Annotated in this window: 19 protein-coding genes; 16 read left to right on the top strand and 3 right to left on the bottom strand. The window is 73.2% G+C overall.

All coding sequences use genetic code 11. The features are described from left to right. Positions 1 to 84 precede the first annotated feature (84 nt). Entirely contained in the window at positions 85 to 4,155 is a 4,071-nt protein-coding gene (locus Aco04nite_RS04050) for a non-ribosomal peptide synthetase (RefSeq protein ID WP_212995806.1), read from the bottom strand. Positions 4,156 to 4,341: 186 nt separating this feature from the next. On the opposite strand from Aco04nite_RS04050, the gene Aco04nite_RS04045 reads away from it, so the two are divergent. The 7 genes from Aco04nite_RS04045 to Aco04nite_RS04015 are packed head-to-tail and all read left to right on the top strand — an operon-like array spanning position 4,342 to position 10,584. Further along, complete coding sequence (locus tag Aco04nite_RS04045; protein ID WP_212995805.1) at positions 4,342 to 5,088, top strand: 2OG-Fe dioxygenase family protein; 747 nt, start codon at positions 4,342 to 4,344, stop codon at positions 5,086 to 5,088. Positions 5,089 to 5,093: 5 nt separating this feature from the next. Then, complete coding sequence (locus Aco04nite_RS04040; protein WP_212995804.1) at positions 5,094 to 6,203, top strand: M20/M25/M40 family metallo-hydrolase; 1,110 nt, start codon at positions 5,094 to 5,096, stop codon at positions 6,201 to 6,203. Next, positions 6,200 to 7,081 carry a lysine biosynthesis protein LysX gene (gene lysX, locus Aco04nite_RS04035; protein ID WP_212995803.1) on the top strand — a complete coding sequence of 294 codons (882 nt, stop codon included), beginning with the start codon at positions 6,200 to 6,202 and terminating at the stop codon, positions 7,079 to 7,081. The genes Aco04nite_RS04040 and lysX overlap by 4 nt, the downstream gene beginning before the upstream one ends. After that, positions 7,078 to 7,410, top strand: coding sequence for a hypothetical protein (locus Aco04nite_RS04030; protein ID WP_212995802.1), 333 nt, complete (start codon positions 7,078 to 7,080; stop codon positions 7,408 to 7,410). The genes lysX and Aco04nite_RS04030 overlap by 4 nt, the downstream gene beginning before the upstream one ends. After that, the gene (locus tag Aco04nite_RS04025; protein ID WP_212995801.1) at positions 7,407 to 8,723 is read left to right on the top strand and encodes a DegT/DnrJ/EryC1/StrS family aminotransferase; all 1,317 of its coding nucleotides are present in this window, start codon (positions 7,407 to 7,409) and stop codon (positions 8,721 to 8,723) included. The genes Aco04nite_RS04030 and Aco04nite_RS04025 overlap by 4 nt, the downstream gene beginning before the upstream one ends. Further along, positions 8,720 to 9,535, top strand: a complete 816-nt coding sequence (locus tag Aco04nite_RS04020) for a transketolase (protein WP_244875730.1) — start codon at positions 8,720 to 8,722, stop codon at positions 9,533 to 9,535. The genes Aco04nite_RS04025 and Aco04nite_RS04020 overlap by 4 nt, the downstream gene beginning before the upstream one ends. Further along, complete coding sequence (locus Aco04nite_RS04015; RefSeq protein WP_212995800.1) at positions 9,532 to 10,584, top strand: transketolase family protein; 1,053 nt, start codon at positions 9,532 to 9,534, stop codon at positions 10,582 to 10,584. The genes Aco04nite_RS04020 and Aco04nite_RS04015 overlap by 4 nt, the downstream gene beginning before the upstream one ends. Here the strand turns inward: Aco04nite_RS04015 and Aco04nite_RS04010 are convergent. Next, entirely contained in the window at positions 10,515 to 11,348 is an 834-nt protein-coding gene (locus Aco04nite_RS04010; RefSeq protein WP_212995799.1) for a GNAT family N-acetyltransferase, read from the bottom strand. The genes Aco04nite_RS04015 and Aco04nite_RS04010 overlap by 70 nt on opposite strands. A gap of 31 nt (positions 11,349 to 11,379) precedes the next feature. On the opposite strand from Aco04nite_RS04010, the gene Aco04nite_RS04005 reads away from it, so the two are divergent. The 9 genes from Aco04nite_RS04005 to Aco04nite_RS03965 all read left to right on the top strand — a co-directional run bounded on the left by Aco04nite_RS04005 (position 11,380) and on the right by Aco04nite_RS03965 (position 22,040). Then, positions 11,380 to 11,952, top strand: coding sequence for a beta-sandwich domain-containing protein (locus tag Aco04nite_RS04005; protein ID WP_212995798.1), 573 nt, complete (start codon positions 11,380 to 11,382; stop codon positions 11,950 to 11,952). Beyond that, complete coding sequence (locus tag Aco04nite_RS04000) at positions 11,942 to 12,952, top strand: BtrH N-terminal domain-containing protein (protein ID WP_212995797.1); 1,011 nt, start codon at positions 11,942 to 11,944, stop codon at positions 12,950 to 12,952. The genes Aco04nite_RS04005 and Aco04nite_RS04000 overlap by 11 nt, the downstream gene beginning before the upstream one ends. Before the next feature lie 96 nt (positions 12,953 to 13,048). Beyond that, a complete protein-coding gene (lysW, locus tag Aco04nite_RS03995; RefSeq protein WP_203841984.1) occupies positions 13,049 to 13,219 on the top strand; it encodes a lysine biosynthesis protein LysW in 171 nt (56 codons plus the stop codon). A 30-nt stretch (positions 13,220 to 13,249) separates the two neighbouring features. Further along, the gene (gene argC, locus Aco04nite_RS03990) at positions 13,250 to 14,275 is read left to right on the top strand and encodes an N-acetyl-gamma-glutamyl-phosphate reductase (RefSeq protein ID WP_212995796.1); all 1,026 of its coding nucleotides are present in this window, start codon (positions 13,250 to 13,252) and stop codon (positions 14,273 to 14,275) included. A 15-nt stretch (positions 14,276 to 14,290) separates the two neighbouring features. Continuing rightward, complete coding sequence (locus tag Aco04nite_RS03985; RefSeq protein WP_212995795.1) at positions 14,291 to 15,133, top strand: [LysW]-aminoadipate kinase; 843 nt, start codon at positions 14,291 to 14,293, stop codon at positions 15,131 to 15,133. After that, entirely contained in the window at positions 15,130 to 18,405 is a 3,276-nt protein-coding gene (locus tag Aco04nite_RS03980; RefSeq protein WP_212995794.1) for a non-ribosomal peptide synthetase, read from the top strand. Before Aco04nite_RS03985 ends, Aco04nite_RS03980 begins: the two co-directional genes overlap by 4 nt. Next, positions 18,402 to 19,535 (top strand): acyl-CoA dehydrogenase family protein, encoded by a 1,134-nt coding sequence (locus Aco04nite_RS03975; RefSeq protein ID WP_212995793.1) that lies wholly within the window; start codon positions 18,402 to 18,404, stop codon positions 19,533 to 19,535. The genes Aco04nite_RS03980 and Aco04nite_RS03975 overlap by 4 nt, the downstream gene beginning before the upstream one ends. Further along, entirely contained in the window at positions 19,532 to 20,641 is a 1,110-nt protein-coding gene (locus Aco04nite_RS03970; protein WP_212995792.1) for an acyl-CoA dehydrogenase family protein, read from the top strand. The genes Aco04nite_RS03975 and Aco04nite_RS03970 overlap by 4 nt, the downstream gene beginning before the upstream one ends. A 22-nt stretch (positions 20,642 to 20,663) precedes the next feature. Continuing rightward, positions 20,664 to 22,040, top strand: coding sequence for a M20/M25/M40 family metallo-hydrolase (locus Aco04nite_RS03965; protein ID WP_212995791.1), 1,377 nt, complete (start codon positions 20,664 to 20,666; stop codon positions 22,038 to 22,040). Positions 22,041 to 22,162: 122 nt separating this feature from the next. Here Aco04nite_RS03965 and Aco04nite_RS03960 read toward each other — a convergent pair whose 3' ends face one another. Continuing rightward, entirely contained in the window at positions 22,163 to 25,366 is a 3,204-nt protein-coding gene (locus Aco04nite_RS03960) for a non-ribosomal peptide synthetase (protein WP_212995790.1), read from the bottom strand. Between the last annotated feature and the right edge of the window lie 6 nt (positions 25,367 to 25,372).

The following is a 25,372-nucleotide window of genomic DNA, read 5'->3' as shown; positions in this document are numbered from 1 at the left end:
GAAATCCTAGGCGCTGAGATCAAACAATGATCGTCGTGTTCCGGTCAGAAGGTGAACTACCTGCGACGACGTATCTACGGGAAGTTATTTGTGTACGTCCGGGAAGGTCATGATGCCTTCAAGTACGCGGCCGAGCCCGGCGGCGTGGGCTTCGTCCACCATGGAGAAGTGGTCACCCGGCACAACGCGGGTCCGAAGTGGCCCATCGGTCCATCGGGTCCATCCGTCCACAAGCTCGCGGACGCTGCCCGGATCGGCGGCGACCACCAGGTCCACCGCGCCCTTGTAGGCCTCGGGGCGCCAGGTCGACGCCGCGGCCATCAGGGCGATGAACAGCCGCCCGCGGCCGAGGACATCGGCGCGGTCACCGGGCCGGACGAGTCCCGCGTCCTGCAGGGCGGTCACCGCGACGGCCAGCTGCTCCTCGTCGGAGGCGTCCGCGGGCAGGTCCAGCGGCAGGGGGGAGCGGGCGACCGTGTGGGCGAAGGAGCGCACCCCGTCCGCGTGTGACGGGGGCTGTGCCCGCACGACCGGGGGATGGGTGTCGATCAGGGTCAGCGAGGCGACGTCGTGCCCGAGTGCCTGCAGCCGGGCGGCGACGGCCCAGGCGAGACCGCCGCCGAGGGACCAGCCGGCCAGGTGGTAGGGGCCGGCCGGGCGTACCGCCGTGATCAGGGTGACGGCCCGGTCGCTCAGCTCGTCGATCGTGGCCACCACCGGGTCCGCCTCGATGGCGTAACAGGGGCGGTCCGGGTGCAGGTTGCCGTCCAGCGGCAGGTAGGGCAGCGCGGTGCCGGTGCTCGAGTGCAGGCAGAACAGCGGTGCCAGGGAGCCGGCCGGGCTGATCGCGACCACCCCGGCGGGTAGGGCGGGCCCGGCGGGTGCGCCGGCCCGGGCCAGCTCGGCGATGCTCTGGTGGGTGAACAGCTCGCGTACGGTCAGCGGCACCCCTCGCGCGGCCGCGATCGACACGGCCCGGGTGACCGTGACCGAGTGCCCGCCGAGCGCGAAGAAGTTGTCGTGCACGCCGATGACCTCGAGCGGCAGCCCGAGCGCCGCCGCCCACACCGCGGCCAGCTCGCGCTCACGGGCGGTCCGCGGCACCGCGTCGGCGCCACTCACCGGCGCGTCGAGCTCCGGCAGCGCCGACCGGTCGACCTTGCCGTTGGGGGTCAGCGGGAACGCCTCCAGCCACTGCCAGCGGGCCGGAACCATGTGTTCGGGCAGCTTGCGCTGGCAGAATTCGCGCAGCTCGGTCGCGTCCGTCCGAGCCCCGTCGACACCGACGACATAGGCGGCGAGGAACCGCGACGCGGGTGCGCCACCGGCCACCACCACGGCGGACAGCACGGCCGGGTGGGCGCGTAGCACCGTCTCGACCTCGCCCAGCTCGATCCGGAACCCCCGCACCTTGACCTGGTGGTCGGTGCGGCCGAGGAAGTCCAGGACGCCGTCGTGGGTGAGCCGCACCAGGTCACCGGTCCGGTAGAGGCGTCTGCCGGGCCCGCCGAACGGGTCCGGGACGAAACGGCCGGCGGTCAGGGCGGGCTGAGCGTGGTAACCGCGGCTCACGCCGGCGCCGCCGATGTAGAGCTCACCGGGTACGCCGACGGGCTGCGGACGTCCCCAGCGGTCCAGTACGTACGCCGTGGTGTTCGCCAGCGGCCCGCCGATCGACACTGTTCCGGTGCCGTCGGCGTCCGCGGCGCTCACCTCGACAGCGGTGGCGTAGACGGCCGCCTCGGTCGGGCCGTACCCGTTGACCAGCTCACCGGCCAGGGCGTCCCGCAGCCGCCGGGCGAGCGGTGCCGGCAGTGCCTCGCCGCCGACGATCATCCGGGACACCCCGCCCAGCGCGGCCCGGCTCGCGTCATCGTCCACCAGCAGCTCGGCCAGGGCCGGCGTGCACTGCAGGTGGGTCACGGCGTGCCGGGTGATCAGCTCGCGCAGGGTGGCGGGCTCGTCGGCCGAGCCGTCCCCGCCCGCGCCGAGCAGCTGGTCGACCCGGCCCTCGGCGACGACCACGTGGAAGCCGCGGACCAGCGCCCAGAAGACCTCGACGACGGAGATGTCGAAGGAGACGCTGGTGACCGCCAGCCAGGTGCCGGGGGTCCGCCCGCCTGCCATCGGGTCGGCCGCCACGAGCAGATTGCGCAGTTGGGCGTGCTCGACCATGACTCCCTTGGGGGTGCCCGTCGAGCCGGAGGTGAAGATGACGTACGCCAGGTCGCGCTCCGCCGGAACCAGCCCGGGATCGCCGTCCGCCGCGTCGGCCGGCAGGTCCGCGACGTCCACGACCGCGGCGGAGGTGTCGGGCAGGCTCGCGCGGCCACGCTCGTCGACCAGCACGGCAGCGGCCGCGGACGCGCTGAGGACGAGCTCGATCCGCGCCGCGGGGTAGTCCGGGTCCAGCGGCACGTAGGCGGCGCCCGCCTTGTGCACGCCGAGCATCGCGGTGACCAGGTCCGTCGAGCGGTGCACGCAGACACCGACGAGCGCACCCGCGCCGACCCCGAGCTCCCGGAGCCGGTGCGCGACGCGGTTGGCCCGCCGGTCCAGCTCGGCATAGCTGAGCGTGGTGCCGCGGTGGGTGACGGCGGGCGCGTCCGGGGTCCTCGCCACCTGGGCGGCGAACAGTTCGACCGCACCGGGCGCGGGAACGTCCACGGCGGTGTTGTTGACCGTGTCGAGAAAGGCCAGCTCGCCGGGGGTGAGCAGCGGCAGCGTGCTGACCGGGGCGTCCGGGTCGGCGAGCGCGGCCGCGAGCAGCAGGTGGGTGTGCTCCAGCAGGTGCTGGATCCGGCCGGCGTCGAACAACTCCGTGGCGTACTCCGCGGCCAGCTCGATCCCGCCCTGCTCCGGCCGCTCGGCCACCGCGACGGTGCAGTCGAAGCGTGCCGCGCCCGCGTGCGCCGGGACGGGTGTCAGCACGACCTCGCCCATGGTGATCGGCGCGGGTGCGGGGTCGCCGGCGTGCACCGCGAACTGGAACAGGGGATTGCGTCCCGGCCGTCGCTGGGGCGCCAGCTCCGCGACGACCTGCTCGAACGGCACCTCCTGGTGTGCGTGCGCCTGGGACAGCACGGTGCCGGTGCGTGCCAGCAGCTCCCGGAACGACGGGTCGCCGCCGGTGGAGATCCGGAGCACGGCCGTGCCGGCGAACATGCCGATCAGGGGTTCGATCTCGGTGCGCAGCCGCCCCGAGAAGACCGTACCCAGCGCGATGTCGTCCTTGCCGGTCACCGCGGCGAGCACCGCCGCGTAGGCCGCCGTCACCACGGACAGGACCCGGGTGCCGGTCTGCGCCGCCAGCGCGTGCGCACCGCGGTGCAGCTCGGCGGGGAGCAGGGTGCTGACGACCGCGCCCGTGCCGCTCGGCTCGGCCGGGACGGGGCGGTCGGCGGGGAAGTCGAGCTCGCCGATGCCGGCCAGCTGCTCCTGCCAGTACGCCAGCGAGGCCTTCGTCGCGCCGGTGGCGAAACGCCGTTGCTGCCAGACGGCGAAGTCCGCGTACTGGACGGCGAGCTCGGCCAGCCGCGGTGCGCGCCCCTGCGCCGCGGCGGTGTAGCACTCGGTCAGCTCACCGATCAGCCGGCCGGTGGACCAGGCGTCGGTGGCGATGTGGTGCAGCGCCAGCACGAGCAGGTGATCGTCCGGCGCGAACCGGACCAGGGTGGCGCGCAGCACCGGATCCCGGCTCAGGTCGAAGGTGCGGCGGGCCTGCTCACCGGCGATCCGGGTGGCCGCCGCATCGCGTCCGGCGCCGGTCAGCCCCGGCTCCTCGCGTACGGTCAGCAGGTCGGGTGCGGGCTGTGGGCGTACCCGCTGCCGTGGCCCGTCGGGGGTGTCCTGATAGGTCGTGCGGAGCACCTCGTGCCGTTCGACCACCTGCCGCAGCGCCGCACCGAGCAGACCGGCGTCCAGCGCACCGCTCACGCGCATCGCCAGCGGGGTGTTGTACGTGGTGGCCTGCTCGTCCACCTGAGCCAGCAACCACAGGCCCTGCTGCGCCGCGGACAACGGCAGTGCGGCGTCCCTGCCCACCGGCACGACCCGGTCCTGGGTGGTGCCGGCGCGCGCCGCCCGTAACTTGCGCAGCAGCCGCTCGCGCTGATCGCCCGAGAGATGGGCCAGGTGCTCGGTTCCTTGCGGCATCGTCGACTCCCTGCTCCGCGTGCCGGTGGTGGCCTACCGAGCTTCCGCGTGGCGCCGGGCGCCGAGGAGTCAGGAGAATGCCGGACTGCTCCCGGCCCGCCCGCCCTTGCCATCTTCGGTACAGGGCGCGTCCGGACCTTCCGGCCGGCGCCTCCTTCCGACCATCCCGCACAGAGGGGCCACACAATGACGGCCAGCACCAGCATCGCGCCGATCACCGGACAGCAGCTCCGTGACGGCGTGCCCTCCTTCTCCGCCACCGTCGGGCGCTCCGGTTTCATCGTGCTGCGCAAGGACGAACTCGCCGGGTTGCTCGGCGACGCTGACCTGGAAGCCTTCCGGGGTGCCTGGGAGAACCTCGCCGTGGACACCCAGATCGACGGTGGCGGCACCTATCGCCAGCGCCGCTACGGCCGGCTGCGCGTCGAGGTCGACGGCGACGACGTCACCTTCGAGGCGCTGCCCAACGCCACGTTCCGCCAGGACGTCATCCCGCTCTGGAAGGGCAAGAACCGCGTCTTCGAGGCGGTCTCCGACGACGTCCTGCTCTCGGCCGGGATGCGTGCCCTGGTCGGCTTTGACGCCCGGATGGCGACCGCCCTGTCGGGGAACACGTCCTGGGAGATCGGCGTGCACCTGGTCCGCATCATCGCTCGTTCCGGCGTCGAGGGCCTGCCCACGCCGGAGGGCCGGCACCGCGACGGGCACGCGTACGTCGGCATGCACATGCTGCGCCGCGACGGTGTCACCGGCGGCCTGTCCACCGTGTACCCGAACGACGGCGGTCAGGTCGTGCAGACCACGCTGCTCGAGCCGCTCGACTCCATGTTCGTCGACGACGCGATGGTCACCCACGAGGTCTCGGCGACCGTCCCCGAGGGCGTCTCGGGCGTACGCGACATGCTGCTCGTCGACGTGAACCCGGCGGTCTGAGACCCATGGACCGGGCGAACGAGGCGGAGCTGCTGCACGAAATGGTGCGCATCCCGTCCGTATCAGGCTCCGAGAACGCCCTCGCCGGGTTCCTCGCCGAGCGGCTCTCAGCGCTCGGCTTCCGGACCACGATCGACGGGGCCGGCAACGTGCGCGGCGAGGTCGGCGGCCCGGACGGCCCCGAGATCCTGCTGCTCGGGCATGCCGACACGGTGCCGGGCGGCCCCGCGGTGCGCCTCGAGGACGGTGTCCTGCACGGCCGGGGCGCGGTCGACGCGAAGGGCCCGCTCGCGGCCATGATCTGCGCCGCCGCCCGGTTCGCCCGGTCCGACCTCGCCCGGTCCGACGCCGCGGCCCGCATCGTGGTGATCGGCGCCGTCGACGAGGAACGGTACTCGGCGGGTGCCCGCTACCTCGTCGACCGGATGCGACCGGATGCCGTGGTGATCGGGGAACCCAGCGGGGCGTCCAGCGTGGGCGTCGGCTACAAGGGCAACCTGCGCTTCAGCATCGGCGTGAGCGTGCCGGCGGCGCACACCAGCTCGCCCGCCGCCGGCGCGGTCGAGGTCGCCGCCGGGCTGTGGGCCACCGCCCGCGAGCGCTTCGACCGCTGGAACACCCTGCACGGGGGCCCGGCGCTGTTCGACCGGGCGCTGCCCTCGCTGGTCCGCGTGGTCGGCGACATCCACGAGGCCGTCGCCGAGGTGTCGTGCCGGCTGCCGGTCGGGTTCGACGCCGACGCCTTCCTGCGCGACCTGCCCACCGGCGAGCACCGGGTGACGGTGTTCGAGCACGTGCCGGCCGTGCGGTCGGCACGCACCGACCCGGTGGTCCGGGCGCTGAGCGCCGGGATCCGGGAGAACGGCTCGCGGCCGGTGCCCAAGCTCAAGCTGGGCACCGCCGACTGGAACGTGGTCGGCCCCGCCTGGGGCGTTCCGGTCGCCGCCTACGGGCCGGGGGATTCCCGGCTGTGCCACACCGACCAGGAGCACATCGCTCTGACCGAATACTGGGCCGCCATCGACGTGCTGGCCTCGGCGCTGCCGCGGCTCGCCGCGTCGCTACGCCAGCCCGCCCTCGCCGGCGGCCCGAGCAGAACTGGAGGCACGTCGTGACCCAGATCGACGACAAGCGGCCGCTGGCCGTACTCACTTCCCGGATCCGTCTCGAGGAGCGGCTGATCCTGCGCGAGCTGACGCGCCGGGACGTGAATTTCGAGCAGGTCGACACGCGGCGCCTGGTGCTGCCGCTCGACGGCCCGCTCGAACTTCCCTACCGCGGCGCCATGAGCCGGGAGATCTCCCACACCCGCAACTCGTACGCCTGCAAGCTGTTCGAACACGCCGGCATCCCCGTCGTCAACAGCTCCCGCGTGGTCGACCTGTGCGGCGACAAGCTGCTCACCACCCTGGCGCTGCGCGACGCGAACCTGCCCACGATCCGCGCGATGGTGGGCCTGGTGCCCGAGTCGGCGCTCGACGCCATGGACGACTTCGGCTACCCCGCCGTGGTCAAGCCGCTCACCGGTTCGTGGGGCCGGCTCGCCGCCCGGCTGCGCGACCGGGAGCAGGCCGAGAGCGTGCTGGAGCACCGGTCGGCGTTCACCGGCCCGCAGCACCGGATCACGTTCGTGCAGGAGTACGTCGACAAGCCGGGGCGCGACATCAAGGCGTACGTCTTCGGTGGTGAGGTCGTCGGCGCCATCTACAAGGTCGCCGACCACTGGCGTACCAACACCGCCCGTGGTGGCCGCGCCGAGGAGTGCCCGCTGACCGACGACCTCGTCAAGCTGCTCACCAGCACGTCCGCGGCGATCGGCGACGGGATCCTCGGGATCGACGTCATCGAGCACAAGGACGGGCGGATGTTCGTCAACGAGGTCAACCACACGCCGGAGTTCCACGGCGCCGTCGAGGTGCTCGGCTCGGACCTGGTCGGCGCGTACGTCGACTACGTGCTCGGCCGCCTGAACCGGGTGGGGGAGCCGGTATGACCCCGGACCTGACCCCGCGGATCCGTGGCATCCGCCTCGACAACCCGGTGCCGTTGCGCGGACAGCTCGTGCAGCTGCCCACCGGCCAGTACGACTGGCTGCACCTGGAGCTGCGCGCCACGCTGGCCGGTACGGCGGACTGCTGGCTCTACTACGTGGACGCCCTCGATCCGGAGCCGCTGTCCTGGGCCGCCGGGGAGCGCGTCGCCGTACGCGTCCCCGTCGCCCGCCGCACCGAGCTGGACGCCGTCCGGCTGCCCGTGTTCATCGGTGCGGAACTCGTGTCGCTGGCGCTGGTGGCCCCGGCCGGGGAGCTGGTGCTGGTATGAGCAGGCTCGCGATGCTCGGTGGCTCGCGCACCGTGGACGCCCGGGCAGTGCGTACCTCCGTGGCCTGGCCCGTCGTCACCGACGCCGAGCGTGACGCGGTCGCCGGGGTCCTCGACGGCGGCCTGTTCACCTCGAACGACGGCGGCAAGGGTGCGGTGTCGCGGCTGCAGGAGGAGTGGGCGCAGTACGTCGGCACCCGGCACTGCGCCGCGGTCTCCAACGGCACCGCCGCGCTCGCCCTGTCGCTGGCCGCGCTGGACCTCGAGCCCGGCAGCGAGGTGCTGGTCCCGGCGCTGACCTTCATCGGCACCGCCATCCCCGTCGTGCAGCGGATGCTCGTCCCGGTCTTCGTGGACGTGGACCCGGTGACGTACACGATGGATCCGGCGCTGGCGGAGGCCGCGATCACGCCGCGGACCAAGGCCATCATCGTGGTGCACCTGCACGGGTTGCCGGCCGACATGGCGGCGCTGCGCGCGGTCGCCGACCGGCACGGCCTCGCCCTGATCGAGGACGCCGCCCAGGCGCAGGGCGCGACCTACCGGGGCAAGCGGGCCGGTGCGCTCGCGGACATCGGCACCACCAGCCTCAACGTGGTCAAGAACCTGCCGACCTGCGGCGAGGGCGGCCTGATCACCACCGACGATCCCGAGCTGTACGAGCGGATCGTGCTCGGCCGCCAGTTCGGTGAGGACCTGCGGGCCGGGACCGAGCGCGACTACCTGTCCCGGGTGCTGGCCGGCAACGAGAAGCTGAGCGGGGTGCAGGCCGCCTTCACCCGCGCGCAGCTGACCCGGCTCGACGAGTACACGGCCGCCCGCGAGGCGAACGTGACGGCGTTCCTGGCCAGGCTCGGGGCGCTGCCCGGCATCACGGTGCCGGAGTGCCCGCCGGACCGTACGCACGCCTGGCACATCCTGCGGCTGCGGTTCAGCCCGGAGGCGCTGGGCCGCCCCGACATCAGCCCGGGAGCGTTGCGTTCGGCGCTGCGCCGGGCGTTGCGAGCCGAGGGTGTGCCGATGCAGCAGTACCAGGTCCTTCCGCTGCCCGGCCAGCCCGCGTTCCAGGAGCTCGCCGGCTATCACGGCTACCCGTGGCGGATCCCGGGCGCGGCACCGGCGAACTACCGGGTCGAGGACTACCCGGTGACCCTCGCGGTCATCGAGGACTCGCTGACCCTGCAGCGCTGGCACCTCAACCCCGCCGCCGGCCCGGTGCTGCAGCGCTGCGCCGACGCCTTCGACAAGGTGTGGAACAACCTGGACGTGGTGCTCGGCATCGCGGCGGGCAGCCGGGCGGAGGTGAACGCGTGACGAGCCTCGAAGAGCGCGCGCGCCGGGTGCGGGAACGGGTGCTGAAGATGGGCACCAACCCGCACGGCGTACACGTCGGCGGCAGCCTGTCGCTGGCCGAGATCCTCACCGTCCTCTACGGCGAGGTGCTGCGGGTCTCGCCCGGGCAGCCCGACCGGCCGGACCGCGACTGGTTCGTGCTCAGCAAGGGCCACGCCAGTGCGGCGCTCTACGCCGTCCTCGCCGAACACGGCTTCCTCGACCCCGCCGAGCTCGACACCTACGCGCAGGCGGGCAGCCGGCTCGCCGGTCACCCCCTGCGCAAGCTGCCCGGGGTGGAATTCCCCACCGGCTCGCTCGGGCACGGCCTGTCGCTCGGACTCGGCGTGGCGCTGGCCGCCCGCCGCACCGGCGGCACGAGCCGGGCGTTCGTGGTCCTCGGCGATGGCGAGCTGCAGGAGGGATCGGTGTGGGAGGCCGCGATGAGCGCTGGGCACGAGGGCCTGGACAACCTCGTCGCGATCGTCGACCGCAACCGGCTGCAGATCACCGGTGGCACCGAGCAGTGCGTGAGCCTGGAGCCGCTCCCGGACCGCTGGCGCAGCTTCGGCTGGGCGGTGACCGAGGTCGACGGGCACGACATCGACGCGCTGCGGGCGACGTTCGCGGCCGTCCCGGCGACACCCGGCAGGCCGACCGTGGTCATCGCGAACACCGTCAAGGGCAAGGGGGTGCGGCTCTTCGAGGACCAGAAGAAGTCGCACGCCGTCCAGCTGACCCCGCGCCTGCACCAGCGGGCGCTCGCATCGCTCAACGCGGGGAGGACCACATGACCGTCACCGTCGCCGAGCAGCTGCCCGCCACCGAGGACAGCTTCGCCGACCGGTACGCCGGGGCGACCCGCGACGTCTACCGGCGTACGCTGCTCGACCTGGCCCGCCGCGACCCGCTCGTCTTCTGCGTCGACACCGACACCGGAGGCCTCGAGACCACGTTCGGCACGGAGCTGCCCGGGCGCTACATCAACGTCGGCATCGCCGAGGCCAACCTGATGGGCGTCTCCGCGGGGCTGGCCGCGACCGGTCTGCGCCCGTACGCGCACACCCTCTCCGGCTTCGCGGCCGCCCGTGCCTGTGAGCAGCTCAAGGTCGACATCGCGGGCAACAACCTGCCCGTACGCGTGGTCGTCACGCACGGCGGCCTCTCCTCCGGCCACTACGGACCCACCCACCACGCCGTCGACGACCTCGCGATCCTGCGGACGATGCCGAACCTGACGATCGTGGTGCCGGCCGACGCCGCCGAGACCGAGCAGGCCGTGCTCGCCACCGCCGACCTGCCCGGTCCGGTGCTGATCCGCCTCGGCCGGGCCGCGACGCCGCTGGTCCACGACACGGTGCCCGAGTTCGTCCCCGGCCGGGCGGCGCAGCTGCGCGACGGTGACGACGTGACCATCGTGGCGACCGGCCCGCACCCGGTGCTGATGGCGTTGCGGGCGCACGACGAGCTCGCCGCGCTCGGCATCTCCGCGCGGGTGCTCAACATGCACACGATCAAGCCGCTGGACACCGCGGCGCTGCTGCGCGCCGCCCGGGAGACCGCCGGCATCGTCACCGTCGAGGACCACCTCGTCATCGGCGGGCTCGGCGCGGCGGTGTGCGAGGTCGTCACCCAGGACGCGCCGGTGCGGGTGCGCCGGATCGGCGTGCCGGACCGGTTCATCGACCGGGTCGGCGACGAGCACGACCTGCTCGTCGCCGCCGGGGTCAGCACCGAGCGGATCGTCGCGCAGGGCCTGGCCCTGGCGGAGGCTCAGCGCAACGACCGCGCCCCGGCGGAGCGCCACCAAGCGAGCAGGGCGGGGTCGAGCAGCCGGGGCTGAGCGAACGCCGTGACCCGTCCCGCGGGCCGGTCGAAGCGGAGCAGGCCGTCGGTGTCGTCATCGGCATCGGCGGCCAGCATTTTGTGCACGGCAGCCGGGTCGCCGCCGGGCAGCACGTCGACGCCCAGCAGCGATTCGGGCGTACCCAATGCCGGCGTAACCCGGCAGACGGTCCGGCCGTCGGCGTCCCACCACTGCACCACCGCACCCGCCGGTGGCACGTCCCCCGGATCCGGATCAGCCACCGCTGATTCCGGTAGCCGGGGGTCGCGCTCCATGTGTACCTCGGACAGGAGCTTGTCCCCGGCGGGGAAATGGCGCACGGTGCGGAAGCCGACGCGGGCGTAGAACGACGGGTTGCCCCGCTCCACCACCGCGTCGAGGACCACCCGGTCCGCGTCCGCGTCACCCGCGGCGGTGACGAGGGCGAGCAGCAGGGCCCGGCCGATGCCGCCGCGGCGTACGCCCGGATCGACGGCCAGGCGCTGCACCTCCCAGTCGCCACCCGGCAGCACCTGGGCGCGGACCGAACCGGCGACCTGCCCGGCGACCTCCGCGACCCACAGCAGCCGCCCGCCGGCCACCGACGCGACCACGGCGCCGGGCGTCTCACGGGCACCGTCGGCAACCGGCAGGCCGGGGACCAGGTCACCGGCGTCGTACGCGGCGGCGATGACCCGCGCGATCCCGTCCGCGAGCCCGGCATCGGGTTCCTCGATCCGGCGTACCCGGATCGCGTCCGTTGTGGATCCAAACGTCTGCACACCGAGAAGGTAATGGAAGAAGGGCTGAAACGTGAGAAAGGTCCGGATAGATCTCTCCGGTTTCTTCACCAACCGGGGCCTGCAGCCGCCGGGGACGACCGGTGACTACGGCTTCAACATCTGGAGCAACACGTTCCCCGCCGAGGAGCTGCCGCCGGCGGGCACGGTGGCCGACGTCGCCGGGGTGCCGTTCTCGTTCCCGCCCGACGCGGCCACGGGGGACAACATCCGCTGCCGGGGCCAGGTGATCCCGCTGCCGGAGGGCGACTGGGACTGGATCTACCTGATCGGTGCGGCGGAGCGGCGGACCGAGGACCGGGTCGAGCTGCGCTACCGCGACGGGAGCGTACGCCCGGCCTGGCTGCGGATGTCGGACTTCTGGCCCGAGACGCCGATGCGGTTCGGCGAGCCCCTGGCCTTCCGCACCCGGTCGATGCGCTACCCGCGACACACCCATCGGAACCACGCCCCGGCCCTGTGGCAGCAGCGGATCGGCGTCGCACAGCCCGAGGACCTGGCCGCCGTACGCCTGCCCGACAACCCCGCCATGCACGTGTTCGCCCTGACCCTGGTCGCCGACGAGGAGGCCCGCTGTGCGCGTTGAACCCGCCCCCGCCCCGTTCTGGCGCCACGACCTCACCCACTGCCTGCACACGACGGCGGGCGCGCTGCTCGCCGCCCGTGGCCTGGACCCCCTCGAAACGCTCGGCGCCGGGTGGGGGTTCCGGTTCGTCCCCGGCGAGGTACGCCGTGAGGAGTACTACTTCCCCGGTCACGACGAGGACCTGTTCGCGGGGCTCGCGCCCTACCACCCGGTCTCGTCGCGCTGGCACCGCCCGGGCGACGCCGAGCAGGGCTGGCAGCAGGTCCGCGACGCCCTCGTGAACGGCGTCAGCGTCGCCGTGGCAGCGGACAACTTCCACCTGCCGTTCCGCCCGGCCTATCGCGACGTGCACACCAACCACCTGATGGCGATCGAAGGCTTCGACGACGAGACGGGCGAGGTGTTCGTCAACGACCCGGTGCCGCCGTCGTTCCGGGGCACGATTCCCCTGACCGCGCTGATGGCGGCCCGGGACTCCGGCAACCCGATCGCCCACGACCGCGACTTGTTCTTCACCGCCAACCCGATCGGCAACCGCTGGCTCGAGGTGACCATCGGCGCGGACGTGCCCGAGGTCGACGAGGCGTTCGTCGCGCGGGTCGTCGGGAGCAACGCAGCCGGCTGGCTGGACGGCACCACGGGCCCGGTGCTGACCGGGCTCGCGGGGCTGCGGCACTTCCTGGACGCGGCGGTCGAGGGGTTCGCCGAGCACCCGGAGAGCGTCGACGAGGTGTTCGTCGTCGGCGGCCCGATGCTCGCCGTCGCCGGGCTGCACGCCGACTTCCTCGACCGGGCCGGTGTCCGCTTCGGCGACGTCCGGCTGCGCGAGCTCGGCCGGGCCGTGGACCGCGTCGCCCACCACTGGTCGGCACTGCGGATCGCCGCCGCGACCGCCCGCGAGGACCGGGTGGCGGCCGTGCCGGGGCTGCGGCAGCGCACTGCCGCCCTGCTGGGCGACCAGGAGGCCGTCCTGGAGCGGATGAGCCTGGTCGCCGCGTAGGGGTTATCACCGACTCCGCACCACAGGCCTTACCGAACATCATCGTTAGCGACCGGGCCGCACGGCCCGGGGCACAACCCACGAAGGAGCATCGGCATGAGCGTTCAGGCGTGCCCGGAATGCGCGGCGGACGTGACGTTCGCGGCGGAGCCGGAGATGAACTCGATCCTCGAGTGCGGCGAATGCATGGGAGAGCTGGAGGTCGTCTCCGTCGAGCCGCTGATCATCGCAGTGGCCCCCGAGGTCGAGGAGGACTGGGGCGAATAGGCGGAACCGGCGGACCGCGGAGAGGTTGACATGATCAGCATCGCGATTATCGGCGGGGCGGGCTACATCGGTGGCGAGCTCCTGCGGCTCCTGCTCGGGCACCCCGAGGCCGAGGTGGTCGCCGTCAGCTCGACCCGGCTCGCCGGGCGGCGGGTCGACGGCGACCACCCCAACCTGCGGGGCCGTACGCCCCTGACCTACGTCGAGCCGGGCGCCGTGCCCGAGGTCGACGTCATGTTCTTCACCGGCTCGGGGCTCGACGACGTCGACGGCCGCGCCGAGCTGCGACAGCGGGCGAAGATCGTCTTCGACCTGAGCTCGGACCTGCGGCTCGGTGACCCGGAGCTGTTCCGGTTCCACTACGGCCGGGAACACCCGACGCCGGAGCTGCTCGGCACCGCGACGCCCGGCCTGCCGGAGCTGCACCGCGAGCAGCTGCGCGTCGCCGAGCTGGTCAGCGTGCCCGGCTGCATGGCCACGGCGGCGACGCTGGCGCTGATGCCGCTGGCTCGTGCCGGCCTGATCGAGCCCGCGGTCACCGTGGACGGCCGGGTCGGCTCCAGCGGCTCCGGCGCCTCGGCGGGCGAGATGAACCTGCACGCCGAGCGCAGCGGCGTCCTGCGGCTGTTCGCACCCCTGAACCACCGGCACCAGGCGGAGATCTCCGCCTTCACCGGGCTCGAGGTCAAGATGACCGCCACCGGGGTGGACGCCGTCCGCGGCGTGCAGGCCGTGGCGCGGACGACGGCGAAGCCCGGCACCACCGAGGCGGCGATCCGGGCGGCGTACCGCAAGGCGTACGCCGATGAGCCGTTCGTCCGGGTGGTGGCACAGAAACGCGGCAACTACCGGCTGCCCGAGCCGAAGATCCTGCTCGGCTCGAACTACTGCGAGGTCGGCTTCGCGTTCGACCCGGACAGCGGCCAGCTGCTCGCGGTCGGTGCCCTCGACAACCTCGTCAAGGGCGGCGCGGGCAACGCCGTGCAGAGCCTGAACATCCGCATGGGCTGGGCCGAGGACACCGGACTCACGTTCACCGGCCTGCACCCGATGTAGAAGGAGCGACACCCCATGACTTCCGAGATCACCGTCGTGAAGTGCGGCGGCAGCCCCCTGATCGACCGCGCGGCGCTCTGTGCCGACATCGCCGGCCTGACCCGCGCGGGCGGCCGGGTGGTGCTGGTGCACGGCGGTGCCGCCGAAGTCGACGGGCTCGCCGCGCAGCTCGGCGTGCCCCAGCGCCGGCTGACCACCCCCGGCGGGACGTCCAGCCGCTACACCGATCCGGCCACGCTCGACGTGCTGATGATGGCGCTGGCCGGCCGGATCAAACCGGAGCTCGTCGGCGCGCTCGCCGCCGGCGGGGTCCGGGCGGTCGGCCTGACCGGGCTCGACGGCTCGCTGATCACGGCCCGGCGCCCCGCCGCGCACCGGGCCGTGGTCGACGGGCGCAAGGTCGTGGTCCGTGACGACCGCAGCGGCCGGATCGAGCACGTCGACGCCGGTCTGCTGCGGATCCTGCTTGCTCACGACATGGTGCCGGTGGTGTCCCCGCCGGCGCTGGGCCTCGACGGCCTGGCGGTCAACGTCGACGCCGACCGGGCCGCCGCGGCGATCGCGGTCGCGCTCGGTGCCACCCGGCTCGTGCTGCTCACCGGCGCGCCCGGCGTGCTGACCGACCCCGCCGACGAGACCTCACTGCTGAGCGAGCTGGCCCTGGCGGCGGACGGCACCAGCGGGGTGCCCGGCGTCGGTGGCGGCATGACGGTGAAGCTCGCCGCCGCGCACGCCGCTCTGACCGGTGGCGTCCGCGAGGTGCGCATCGCCGACGGCCGGTCCGCTGCCCCGCTCACCGGGGCCCTGGCCGGTAAGGGAACTGCCGTTGTTGAGAACCAGTTGGTGGAGATCCGATGACCCAGCCCCCGAACACCCAGCCCCGTAGTCTTGCTGACACCCGTAAGGCGCTGCTGGCCCTGCGGGAGAGGCAGCGCACGGCCACGCGCGGCACCGGCGACACGATCGTGCCGGCCGACCGCGACCGGCCGCTGCCGCTGTCGTTCACCCAGCAGCGGCTCTGGTTCCTCGCCGAGTGGATGCGTGACCAGCCCGTCTACAACGCGCCGATCGTGCTGCGGCTCGACGGCGAGCTCGACCGGGCGGTGCTGCGCCACGCGGTGACCGATGTCGTCGCACGGCACGAGATCCTGCGCACCACGTTCCCGTCCGCCAACGGCGTCGCCCACCAGCTCGTCGCCCCCGCCGGCGATGTGGACCTGCCCGTCATCGACGTGTCCGGCGAGGCTGACCCCGAGAGCGCGGCCGGTGAGGCGGTCGCCGCCGCGGTCCGCCGGCCCTTCGACCTCGCCGCCGAACCGGGTCTGCGGCCGACCCTGGTGGCCCTCGGCCCGGCCGAGCACCTGCTCGTGCTCGCCATGCACCACATCGTCACCGACGGGTGGTCCGGCGCCATCCTGCTGCGCGAGCTGGTCGGCTCCTATCAGGCCCGATCCGCGGGTACGCCCGCCGCCCTGCCCGCCCTGCCGGTTCAGTACGCCGACTACGCCGTCTGGCAGCGAGGCCATCTCACCGGCGAGGTCCTCGACACCCAGCTCGCCTACTGGCGCGAGCGGCTGGCCGAGCTGCCCACGCTGGACCTGCCCGCCGACCGCTCCCGGCCCGCCGACCCGACCCGCGCCGGGGCCACCATCGAGCGCTCGCTCTCCCCGGAGCTGCAGCGTGCCGTGCACACGCTGGCGCGTGCCGAGCGGGTCACGCCGCTGGCGGTCGCGCTCGCCGCGTTCACCGTGCTCGTCTCGCGCTACACCGGGCAGGACGACATCGTGCTCGGCTCGGTGCTGTCCGGGCGGACCCGGCCCGAGACCGAGCCGCTGATCGGCTTCTTCGCCAACACCGTCGTGCTGCGGACCTCCACGGACGGCGACCCTGCGTTCCGGGAACTGCTGAATCGCGCGAAGGACACGGTGGTCGGCGCGCACTTCCACCAGGACCTGCCGTTCGGGCATCTCGTGGACGAGCTCAGCCCGGAGCGGGATCCCAGCCGCAACCCGCTGTTCCAGGTCTGCTTCACCTACCAGAACGGCGGTGCGACCTCGGGCACGGCCGGCGGCCTGAGCATCACGCCGTACTCCGTCGACGCCGGGACGGCCCGCTTCGACCTCGCCGTCGAGATCGTCGACGTGCCCGGTGAGGGGCTGCGGCTGTGGACCGAATACTCGACCGAGCTGTTCGACGCGGCCCGCATCGAGCGCCTGCTCGACCACTACCAGCGCCTGCTCGCTGCGGCCCTCGCGGACCCCGGGCTGCGGCTGAGTGAGCTGCCGCTGATCAGTGATGCCGAGCGTGAGCAGCTGCTGTACACCTGGAACGACACGACCCGTGACTTCGGCACCGCCGAGCTGACGCTGCACCAGCTCGTCGAGGCCGCCGCGGACCGCGACCCGGACGCCCCGGCGTTGCGGTTCGCCGGAAGCACGGTCACCTATGGCGAACTCGACACCCGCGCCAACCGCCTGGCCCACCGGCTGCGCGCGGCCGGCGTCGGCCCGGACAGCATCGTCGGCGTGCTCTTCGAGCGGGGACCCGCGCTGCCCGAGGCGTTCCTCGGCGTGCTCAAGGCCGGCGGCGCCTACCTCGCGCTCGACCCCGAGCACCCGCCGGCGCGTCGCGAGCTGGTGCTCGGCGAGGCCGCGGCCGACGTGGTCGTCACCACCGCCGAACTCGCCGCCGGTCTGCCCGTTCACCTCACTGTGATCCTGCTCGACGACGCCCCCGGTGACACGCCGTCGCACCGCCCCGAGCCGGTCTCCGGGCCGGGCGACCTGGCGTACATCGTCTTCACCTCCGGCACCACCGGGAAGCCCAAGGGCGTACCCGTCGAGCACCGCAGCATCGTGAACTTCGTCAGCGGCATCGTCGACGTCTTCGGGCTCGGCCCCGGCGACCGGGTGCTGCAGTACGCCAACCCGTGCTTCGACGTCAGCCTGTTCGACTTCTTCGCGAGCCTGGGCAGCGGTGCGACGCTCGTGCAGGCGCCGCGGCGGGTGCTGCTGGACCCCGACGAGCTGAAGGGCCTGCTGCGCGACGAGCGGGTCACCGTCACCGACCTGCCGCCGGCCGTCCTCGGCCTGCTCGACCCGCAGGAGCTGCCCGACCTGCGCGCGTTGTTCGTGGGGCTCGAGGCGTTCCCGGGGGAACTGGTCAACCGCTGGATGGCCGGGGGCCGCGAGTTCCACAACGGGTACGGCCCCACCGAGGCCACCGTCGCGTGCGTCGACCACCGCTGCGCCCCGGTGCACCACGACAGCATGCCGCCGATCGGGAAACCGCTCCCGAACTACCGGGCCCACGTGGTCGACCGGTTCGGCAACCTCGCCCCGGTCGGCGTACCCGGTGAGCTGCTCATCGGCGGGAACCTGGCCCGCGGCTACCTCAACGACCCGGACACCACCTCACGCAAGTTCATCCCCGACCACCTCGGCGACGACGGGCGGCTCTACCGCACCGGTGACCTCGTGCGCCGGCGCGAGAACGGCGACCTCGACTTCCTCGGCCGGGTCGACAACCAGCTCACGCTGCGCGGGCTGCGGATCGAACCGGGCGAGATCGAGCAGGCCCTGACGTCGTACGCCGGCATCACCGAAGCCGTCGTCGTGGCGCACGGACACGGCGTGCACGCCCGGCTGATCGGCTACGTGGTGGCCGCCGGTGAGGTCGACGTGGTCCGGCTGCGGTCGCATCTGGGGGAGCGGCTGCCCGCGTACCTCGTGCCCGCCGTCATCTCCGTCCTGCCCGAGCTGCCCCGCGCGGCGAGCGGCAAGCTCGACCGCAAGCGTCTCCCCGCGCCGGACAGCACCCCGGTCCTGGCCGCGCACGAGCCGCCGGCGACCGACACGCAGCGCCGGCTCGCCGCCATCTGGACCGAGTTGCTCGGCGTCGCGGACCCCGGGGTGCACGACAGCTTCTTCGCCGCGGGCGGTAACTCCCTCAAGATCACGCAGCTCGGCTCGCGGATCCGGGAGGGCTTCGGCGTGGAGCTGGAGCTGCGCGAGCTGTTCGTCAACACGACGATCGCGCAGCTCGCCGATGTGATCGAGACCCGCGAGCTGGCCGCCATCGACGATGACGAGCTGGCCGCCCTGCTCGCCGAGGAGGAGGACGCGCGATGACGACCGCCTTCCGCGACGACGTACGTACGCTGCTGGAAGAGGATTCCGTCCGCAGCACCGTCGCCGACATCGCGGCCTACCCACCGGGCACCGAGGTCGCCCTGCTCGACGTCTACCGCCGGCTCGGCGAACGCGGCTGGCTGGCCCCCGGCTGGCCCGTCGAGTACGGCGGCCTGGGCCTCGGCGCCGTCGAGAACGCCATCGTCACCGAGGAACTGACCCGCGCGGGGATCCCCGACGACGTCCACGTGCTCTGCGTCGACCTCGTCGGCATGTTCCTGCTGCACGCCGGCACCGCCGAGCAGAAGGCCCGGCACCTGCCCGCACTGGCCCGCGGCGAGCGGCTGGCCACCGTACTGTTCAGTGAGCCCGAAGCCGGCTCCGACCTGGCCGCGCTGCGCACCACCGCACGCCGGGACGGCACCGGCTGGCGGCTGCGCGGAAGCAAGATCTACAACCTGAAATCGCAGTACGGCGACTTCGCCCTCTGCGCCGCCCGCACGACCGACAGCCCGGTCGCCATGCACGGGATCACCCTGTTCCTGCTGCCGTTGCGTGCCCCGGGTGTCCACATCGAACCGGTGCCCGGCATGGCCAACGACCGGTTCAACCTCGTGGTCATCGACGACGTCCGGCTCGACGACGCCGACGTGGTGGGCGAACCGGACAACGGCTGGCAGCTGCTCAACGACATGCTGCAGCTCGAACGGACCGGCATCGACTTCCACGCCAAGGCGCGCCGGCTGCTCGACCAGACCATCGACCGCGCCGCCGAGCAGGGCCTGCTGGACGATCCCGAATGGGCCGGCCGCCTCGCGGAGCTCGACGCGACGCTGCGTGCCGGGCACGCCCTCGCCTGGGAGCAGGTCAACGCGCTGGCCGGCGGCCACCCGGACCCGGTCACCTCCGCGATGGCCAAGTGGTACACGTCCGAGCAGATCCGCCCGATCCTCAACGCCGGCACGGAGCTGGCCGGTCTCGGCGCGGCTCTGAGCGCGTGGGACGGCACCACGGACGACGACGGCACTTGGGAGGCCGCGCTGCGGATGGGTCCGTCGCACCGGCTCGCCTCGGGCACCTCCGAAGTCATGCTCTTCCTCATCGCGACCAACGGTTTGGGGCTGCTGTGACCACCACCTTCCCGGCCACGGGAACAGGCCTGCGCGACCGCTGCGCCGAGCTCTTCTGCGCCGATCTCGCGCCGATGCTGCGCCGTCTCGGTGCCCGCGACAAGGGCGCCGGCGCCAGGGCGGTGCTGCACCCCGACGACGCGGCTACCCGCGAGGGGGTGTGGGCCGCGCTCGCCGACCTGGGCGCGTTCGGCGACCAGCGCCAGCGGGACCTCGTCGACCTGGCCGAGCTCGCCGGGTGGGCGCTGTACCAGAGCCCGCTCACCGACTCGTGGTTCGCCGCCGAGTTGCTCACGGCGACCGGTGATCCCGCGTACGCCCCGATCCTGCGCGACCTCGCCGGAGGCGCCACCGCCCTGGCGGTCGCCATGCGCGAGCGGCCCGGGGACGAACCCACCGAACCGGGCCCGCTACACCGCCACGAGCACGGCACCGTCGACGCCATCCGCAGCGTCGTCGCGTTCGCCCCGGACGCCGGCCACCTGCTGCTCGTCGGCACGGACGGGGGCCGGACGCTACTGGCCGTAGTTCCCGCCACCGGCCCCGGCGTCACGCTGCGACGCCACGATGACATCGCGCGCGGTGACCTCTACACGGTCACCGTCACGCACGGCGAGGTCGTCGGCGCCGTCCACGACATCACCGATCAGTACGCTGCCGCGCTCGCCAGGGCCCGGCTCCGGCACGCCGCCTACCTCGCCGGCTCCGCCCGCGGCGCGATCGAGGTCGCCGCCCAGCGACTGCGGGAGCGCACCGCGTTCGGGCAGCCACTCGCCCGGATGCAGGCGCTCGCCTACCGGTTCGCCGCGCTGGCCGCCCGCACGGCGGCGGTGCTGAGCTCGGTCCGCGCCGGCGCGCTCGCCGCGGACGAGGGTGCCGACGTCCGGCTCACGGGCGCCCAGGTCCTGCTGCTCGCGGGGGTGCTGGCCCAGGAGGCCGCGGCCGAGTGCGTCCACGTGCACGGCGCCCACGGCATGACCGAGGCCGGCGACGCGCAGCTGTTCTATCGCCGAGCCGTGGTCGACGCCGCCTGGCTCGGCCGCACCCCGTCGCTGCGCCGCGAGGCCGGCCGCCTGCTCGCCCACTCCCGCATTCCCCCACGATGATCCCCAGAGAGGACGGCCCTGCATGGACCCGGTGGCCCTGGCCCAGGACCTGATCAGGTTCGACACCACCAACCCGCCCGGCAACGAGAAGGCCTGCGTCGAGTACGTGCGTGACCTGCTCGCCGCCGCGGGGGTGGAGAGCCGGCTGTTGGGCTCCGACCCGAACCGCCCCAACCTGGTAGCGCGTTTCCCCGGCCGGGGCGAGGCACCGCCGTTGCTGCTGCACGCGCACAGCGACGTCGTACCCGTCACGGGTCAGCAATGGACGCATCCGCCGTTCGAGGGCCGGATCGTCGACGGTCACCTCTGGGGCCGCGGTGCCATCGACATGAAGGGCGGCCTGGCGATGATGCTGGCCGCCCTGCTCGGTCTGCACGCGGCCGGGGAGCGGCCGGCCGGTGACGTGATCCTCGCCGTCGTCGCCGACGAGGAGGACGGCAGCAAGGCGGGCGCCGGATACCTGGTCCGTGAGCACCCCGAGCTGTTCGAGGGGGTCCGTTACGCGATCGGTGAGGAGGGCGGGGCCGGGATGGAGCTCGGCGGCGTCCGCATGCACCCGATCGTCGTGGGGGAGAAGCGGGCCGGCTGGCTGCGCGTGACCCTGCGCGGGCCCGGTGGCCACGGCTCGCGGCTCAGCCCGCCCGGCACCCCGATCGCCCAGCTCGCCCGGCTGCTCACCGCGCTCACCGAGGTACGCCTGCCCCGGCACCTGACGCCGGCCGTGGACCGGATGCTCACCGCGCTGGCGGCTGCCCTGCCCGAACCGCTGGCGCAGGACCTGTCCCGGATGCGGGTCGGCCGCGCGTACGACGTCATCCCCACCGCGCTGCCGCTCGAGGAGGGTCTCTACCTGGACTCGCTGCTGCGGCACACGGTGAACCCGACGATCGTGCGGACCACCGAGAAGATCAACGTGATCCCCGCCGAGGTCACCGTCGACCTCGACGGCCGGATCCTGCCGGGCGGCTTCACGGTCGACGACTTCGTCGCCGAGATCCGCGAGCTGATCGGCCCGGAGCCCGTCATCGAGCTGCTGCTCGAGGGCGCCCGCGTCGACCCCGCCACGATCGCCGAGCCCGAGTTCGGCGCGTTCTACGACACGATGGCGGCCATCCTGCTCAAGGCCGACCCCGACGCCGTCCCGGTGCCGATGGTCAGCCCCGCCTCGACGGACGCCCGGCTGTTCGCCCAGCTCGGCATCCGCTGCTACGGCTGGCTGCCGATGAAGGTGCCGGCGGGCAGCGGGTACCGCCGGCTGCTGCACTGCGCCGACGAGCGGATCCCCGTCGAGTCGCTGCACTTCGGCACCGAGTGCCTGACGGAGCTGCTGCGCACCTTCCCGGCGGGGACCGGGCCGCGGGCCGCGAAGGCCCCGGGCACCGGGTTCACCGGCTGCTGACGTTCCACCCTTCCCCCACAGCGATGGGCCGCTCGATATCGAGCGGCCCATCGTCGTATGTCCGGTACACACACAGCGATGCCGGGACCTCCCGCAGGAGATCCCGGCATTCCCGGTCGTGGTCAGCCGGCGAGCTGGGCGACCACCTCGTCGTCGGTGAGCTCGTCCAGCTCGGCCAGCAGCGTCAGCACCTCGTGGAGGTCGACGCCCTGCGCGCGACCCTGTTCGCGCAGCACCTGCGTCTGCGCGGCCACCGTCGGAGCGTCGAACACCGCGCGCAGCGGGATGTCCACCCCGAACACCTCACCGACCAGCGCGGCGATCCGGGTCGCGGCCAGCGAGTAGCCGCCGAGCTCGAAGAAGTCGTCGTGCACGCCGACCCGGTCCACCTTGAGCACCTCGGACCAGAGATCGGCCAGCGCGGATTCGACCGGGTCACGCGGCGCCACGAACTCGGCCGCCGCGGCCTCCCGGTTCTTCGCGCCCGGCGCCGGCAGCGCCCTGCGGTCCACCTTGCCCGCCGCTGACAGCGGCAGCGCGGGCAGCAGGGTGAAGCTGGCGGGGATCATGTATTCCGGGAGCGTCCGCTTGAGCTGCGTCCGCAGTTCGGTCACGGTCGGTGCGTCCCCGGCGGCCACGACGTACGCCGCCAGATGCTGATCGGTCCCGTCGCGGTGGACGGTCACCACGCCCTCGGCCACGCCCGGGCAGGCGCGCAGGGCGGTCTCGACCTCGCCGAGCTCGATCCGGAACCCGCGGACCTTGACCTGGTTGTCGGCCCGGCCGAGGATCTCGATCAGCCCGTCCGGCCCGCAGCGGCCGAGGTCGCCCGTGCGGTAGAGCCGGTCGCCGGGCGGGACACCGGGGGTGATCCCCGCGAACGGGTGCGGCACGAAGCTCGCCGCGGTCAGGCCGGGCCGGCGGTGATAGCCCCACGCGAGGCCGATGCCACCGAAGTGGATCTCACCGACCACGCCGGGTGGCACGACCCGGCCCAGCGGGTCCAGGATCAGGACCGTTTGGTTGTCCATCGGGCGCCCGTACGGGATGCTCGCCCACCCGGGGTCCACGTCACCCACCTCGTAGCTGACCGACTGGATGGACACCTCGGTCACCCCGCTGTTGACGAGGAACCGCAGGCCGGGCGTGTGCACGCGGGCCCGCTCGGGCAGCGTCACGGACACCCAGTCACCGCCCACCATCGCCACCCGCAGCCCGGCGAGCGCGCCCGGCGGGGCGTGCTCGACGAGCGCCTCGAGCAGCGAGGGCGCCGAGTTCCAGACGGTGACCCGGTGCGCCCGGATCAGCTCGGCCCAGTGCCGCGGGTCCTTGGCCCGAGCGGCGTCGGGCACCACCACGGCGCCACCGGCGACCAGCGGGCCGAGCATCTCGTAGACCGACATGTCGAACGTCACCGCCGACGCGGACAGCACCCGGTCGCCCGGCTCGAAACCCGCCCGCCGGTTGGTGTCGAGCACGTTGTTCACCGCGCCCCGGTGCGTGATCGAGATGCCCTTGGGGCGCCCGGTCGACCCGGAGGTGAACATCAGATAGGCCAGGTCCGTCGAGGTGAGTTCCCGGGACCTGCCGGGGTCGGCGACGTCGGGCCCGGCCGGCGGCAGCACTGTCACACCGCCGGGCAGCTCGGTGCCCGGCTGCGCGACGACCAGGACCGGTGCGGCGTCGTCGAGCATGAACGCCAGCCGGTCGGCGGGGAAGTCCGGGTCCAGCGGCAGGTACGCCGCCCCGGCGTCCATGACGGCGAGGAACGACACCAGCCGCTCCGCCGACGGGGCCAGGCAGCTGCCGACGACCGTTCCCGGCCCGGCGCCGCCCGCGCGCAGCCGCCGCGACAGCGCGTCCACCGCGTCCGCCAGCTCCGCGTAGGTGAGCTCGCCACCCGGGTGCACCACGGCGACCGCGCCCGGGGTGGCCCGCGTCTGCCGGCGGAAGAGCACGGGGAACGTCTCCTCGACAACCGGTGCCCCGGTCCGGTTCCACACCTCGACCGCCGTACGGAGCTGGTCGTCGCTGAGCACCGGCAGTTCGGAGAGCCGGGTGCCGGGGTCGCCCGTGGCCGCGGCCAGCAGGGTCCCGAACCCGTCGATCAGGCGCTCGATCGTGGCGGCGTCGAACAGGTCGGTGCTGTACTCGATGTGGCCCTCGAAGCGGTCCGGGGCCTCCCACAGCTGCATGCTGACGTCGACCTGGGCCGCGCCCCGGTCGACCGGCACCGTGGAGACCTCGAGCCCGTCGAGCGCGGGGACCGGCATCGGCGCGTTCTGCACCAGGAACATGACCTGGGTCAGCGGGTTGTGGCTGAGGTCGCGCTGCGGGGCCAGCTCCTCGACCAGCCGCTCGAACGGCAGGTCCTGGTGCTCGAAGACGTCCAGCACGGTGTGGCGTACCCGGCCCACCAGCTCGGCGAAGGTGGGGTCGCCGGCCAGCGAGGTGCGCAGCAGCACCAGGCTCGCGAAGTAGCCGATCAGGTTCTCCACCTGCGGCGTACGCGAGGCCGGCCCGCTGGAGACCACGATGTCGTCGCCGCCGCTCCACCGGCCGAGCACCGCTTGGAACGCGGCCAGCAGGGTCATGAACGGGGTGGCCCCGAGCAGCCGGCTGAGCTCGGTGACCCGCCGTGACACCTCCGGCGTCAGAACGATCGGCACGGTCGAGCCGCGGAACGTCTGCGTCGCCGGGCGGGGCCGGTCGGCCGGCAACTCCAGCAGCGGGGGAGCGCCCGTCATCCGCTCCCGCCAGTACGCCGTCTCCCGGTCGAGGACCTCCGGGGTCAGCCGGTCACGCTGCCACACGGTGTAGTCGACGTACTGCAGGGGCAGCTCGGGCAGGCGGGGCCGCTCGCCGGACGTCAGCGCCCGGTAGGCCTCGGCGAGCTCGCCCACGAAGATCCCGCACGACCACATGTCGGCCACCAGGTGGTGGATGGTCACGGCCAGCACGTACTCGTCGTCGCCGGTGCGCAGCAGGCTCGCCCGCAGCAGCCCGGCTCCGAGGTCGAACGGTTCGCGGGCGCCGTCGCGCAGCACCGCGGCCTCCTCCAGGCCACGGATGTCGCGCACCGGCACGTCGATCCGGTGGTCGTCCAGGACGGACTGCAGGACCTCACCGCGGACGGTACGGATCACCGTGCGCAGCGACTCGTGCCGCCGGACGACTTCGTGCACCGCCGCGATCAGGGCGCCGGTGTCGAGCCGGCCACGCAGGCGCAGGGCGAACGGCAGGTGGTACGCGGCGCTGCCCGGGAACAACCGCTCGATGACCACCAGCCGTTCCTGCGAGCTGGTGACCGGGAACAATTCCTCCATCACTTC

Origin of the sequence: Winogradskya consettensis, assembly GCF_018332715.1 — a bacterium.
GTDB lineage: Bacteria > Actinomycetota > Actinomycetes > Mycobacteriales > Micromonosporaceae > Actinoplanes > Actinoplanes consettensis.
The sequence above is the reverse complement of the archived record's forward strand: the minus strand, read 5'-3'. Positions and strand labels throughout refer to the sequence as shown.

What these genes read in the sequence shown, in the direction of transcription:
- Aco04nite_RS03965 (WP_212995791.1), top strand. Translation starts at nt 20,664, where the DNA reads ATGGACCCGGTGGCCCTGGCCCAGGACCTGATCAGGTTCGACACCACC.
- Aco04nite_RS03960 (WP_212995790.1), bottom strand. Translation starts at nt 25,366, where the DNA reads ATGGAGGAATTGTTCCCGGTCACCAGCTCGCAGGAACGGCTGGTGGTC.
- Aco04nite_RS04030 (WP_212995802.1), top strand. Translation starts at nt 7,078, where the DNA reads ATGACCCCGGACCTGACCCCGCGGATCCGTGGCATCCGCCTCGACAAC.
- Aco04nite_RS04050 (WP_212995806.1), bottom strand. Translation starts at nt 4,155, where the DNA reads ATGCCGCAAGGAACCGAGCACCTGGCCCATCTCTCGGGCGATCAGCGC.
- Aco04nite_RS03985 (WP_212995795.1), top strand. Translation starts at nt 14,291, where the DNA reads ATGACTTCCGAGATCACCGTCGTGAAGTGCGGCGGCAGCCCCCTGATC.
- Aco04nite_RS04045 (WP_212995805.1), top strand. Translation starts at nt 4,342, where the DNA reads ATGACGGCCAGCACCAGCATCGCGCCGATCACCGGACAGCAGCTCCGT.
- Aco04nite_RS03975 (WP_212995793.1), top strand. Translation starts at nt 18,402, where the DNA reads ATGACGACCGCCTTCCGCGACGACGTACGTACGCTGCTGGAAGAGGAT.
- Aco04nite_RS04015 (WP_212995800.1), top strand. Translation starts at nt 9,532, where the DNA reads ATGACCGTCACCGTCGCCGAGCAGCTGCCCGCCACCGAGGACAGCTTC.
- argC (WP_212995796.1), top strand. Translation starts at nt 13,250, where the DNA reads ATGATCAGCATCGCGATTATCGGCGGGGCGGGCTACATCGGTGGCGAG.
- Aco04nite_RS04040 (WP_212995804.1), top strand. Translation starts at nt 5,094, where the DNA reads ATGGACCGGGCGAACGAGGCGGAGCTGCTGCACGAAATGGTGCGCATC.
- Aco04nite_RS04025 (WP_212995801.1), top strand. Translation starts at nt 7,407, where the DNA reads ATGAGCAGGCTCGCGATGCTCGGTGGCTCGCGCACCGTGGACGCCCGG.
- lysW (WP_203841984.1), top strand. Translation starts at nt 13,049, where the DNA reads ATGAGCGTTCAGGCGTGCCCGGAATGCGCGGCGGACGTGACGTTCGCG.
- Aco04nite_RS03980 (WP_212995794.1), top strand. Translation starts at nt 15,130, where the DNA reads ATGACCCAGCCCCCGAACACCCAGCCCCGTAGTCTTGCTGACACCCGT.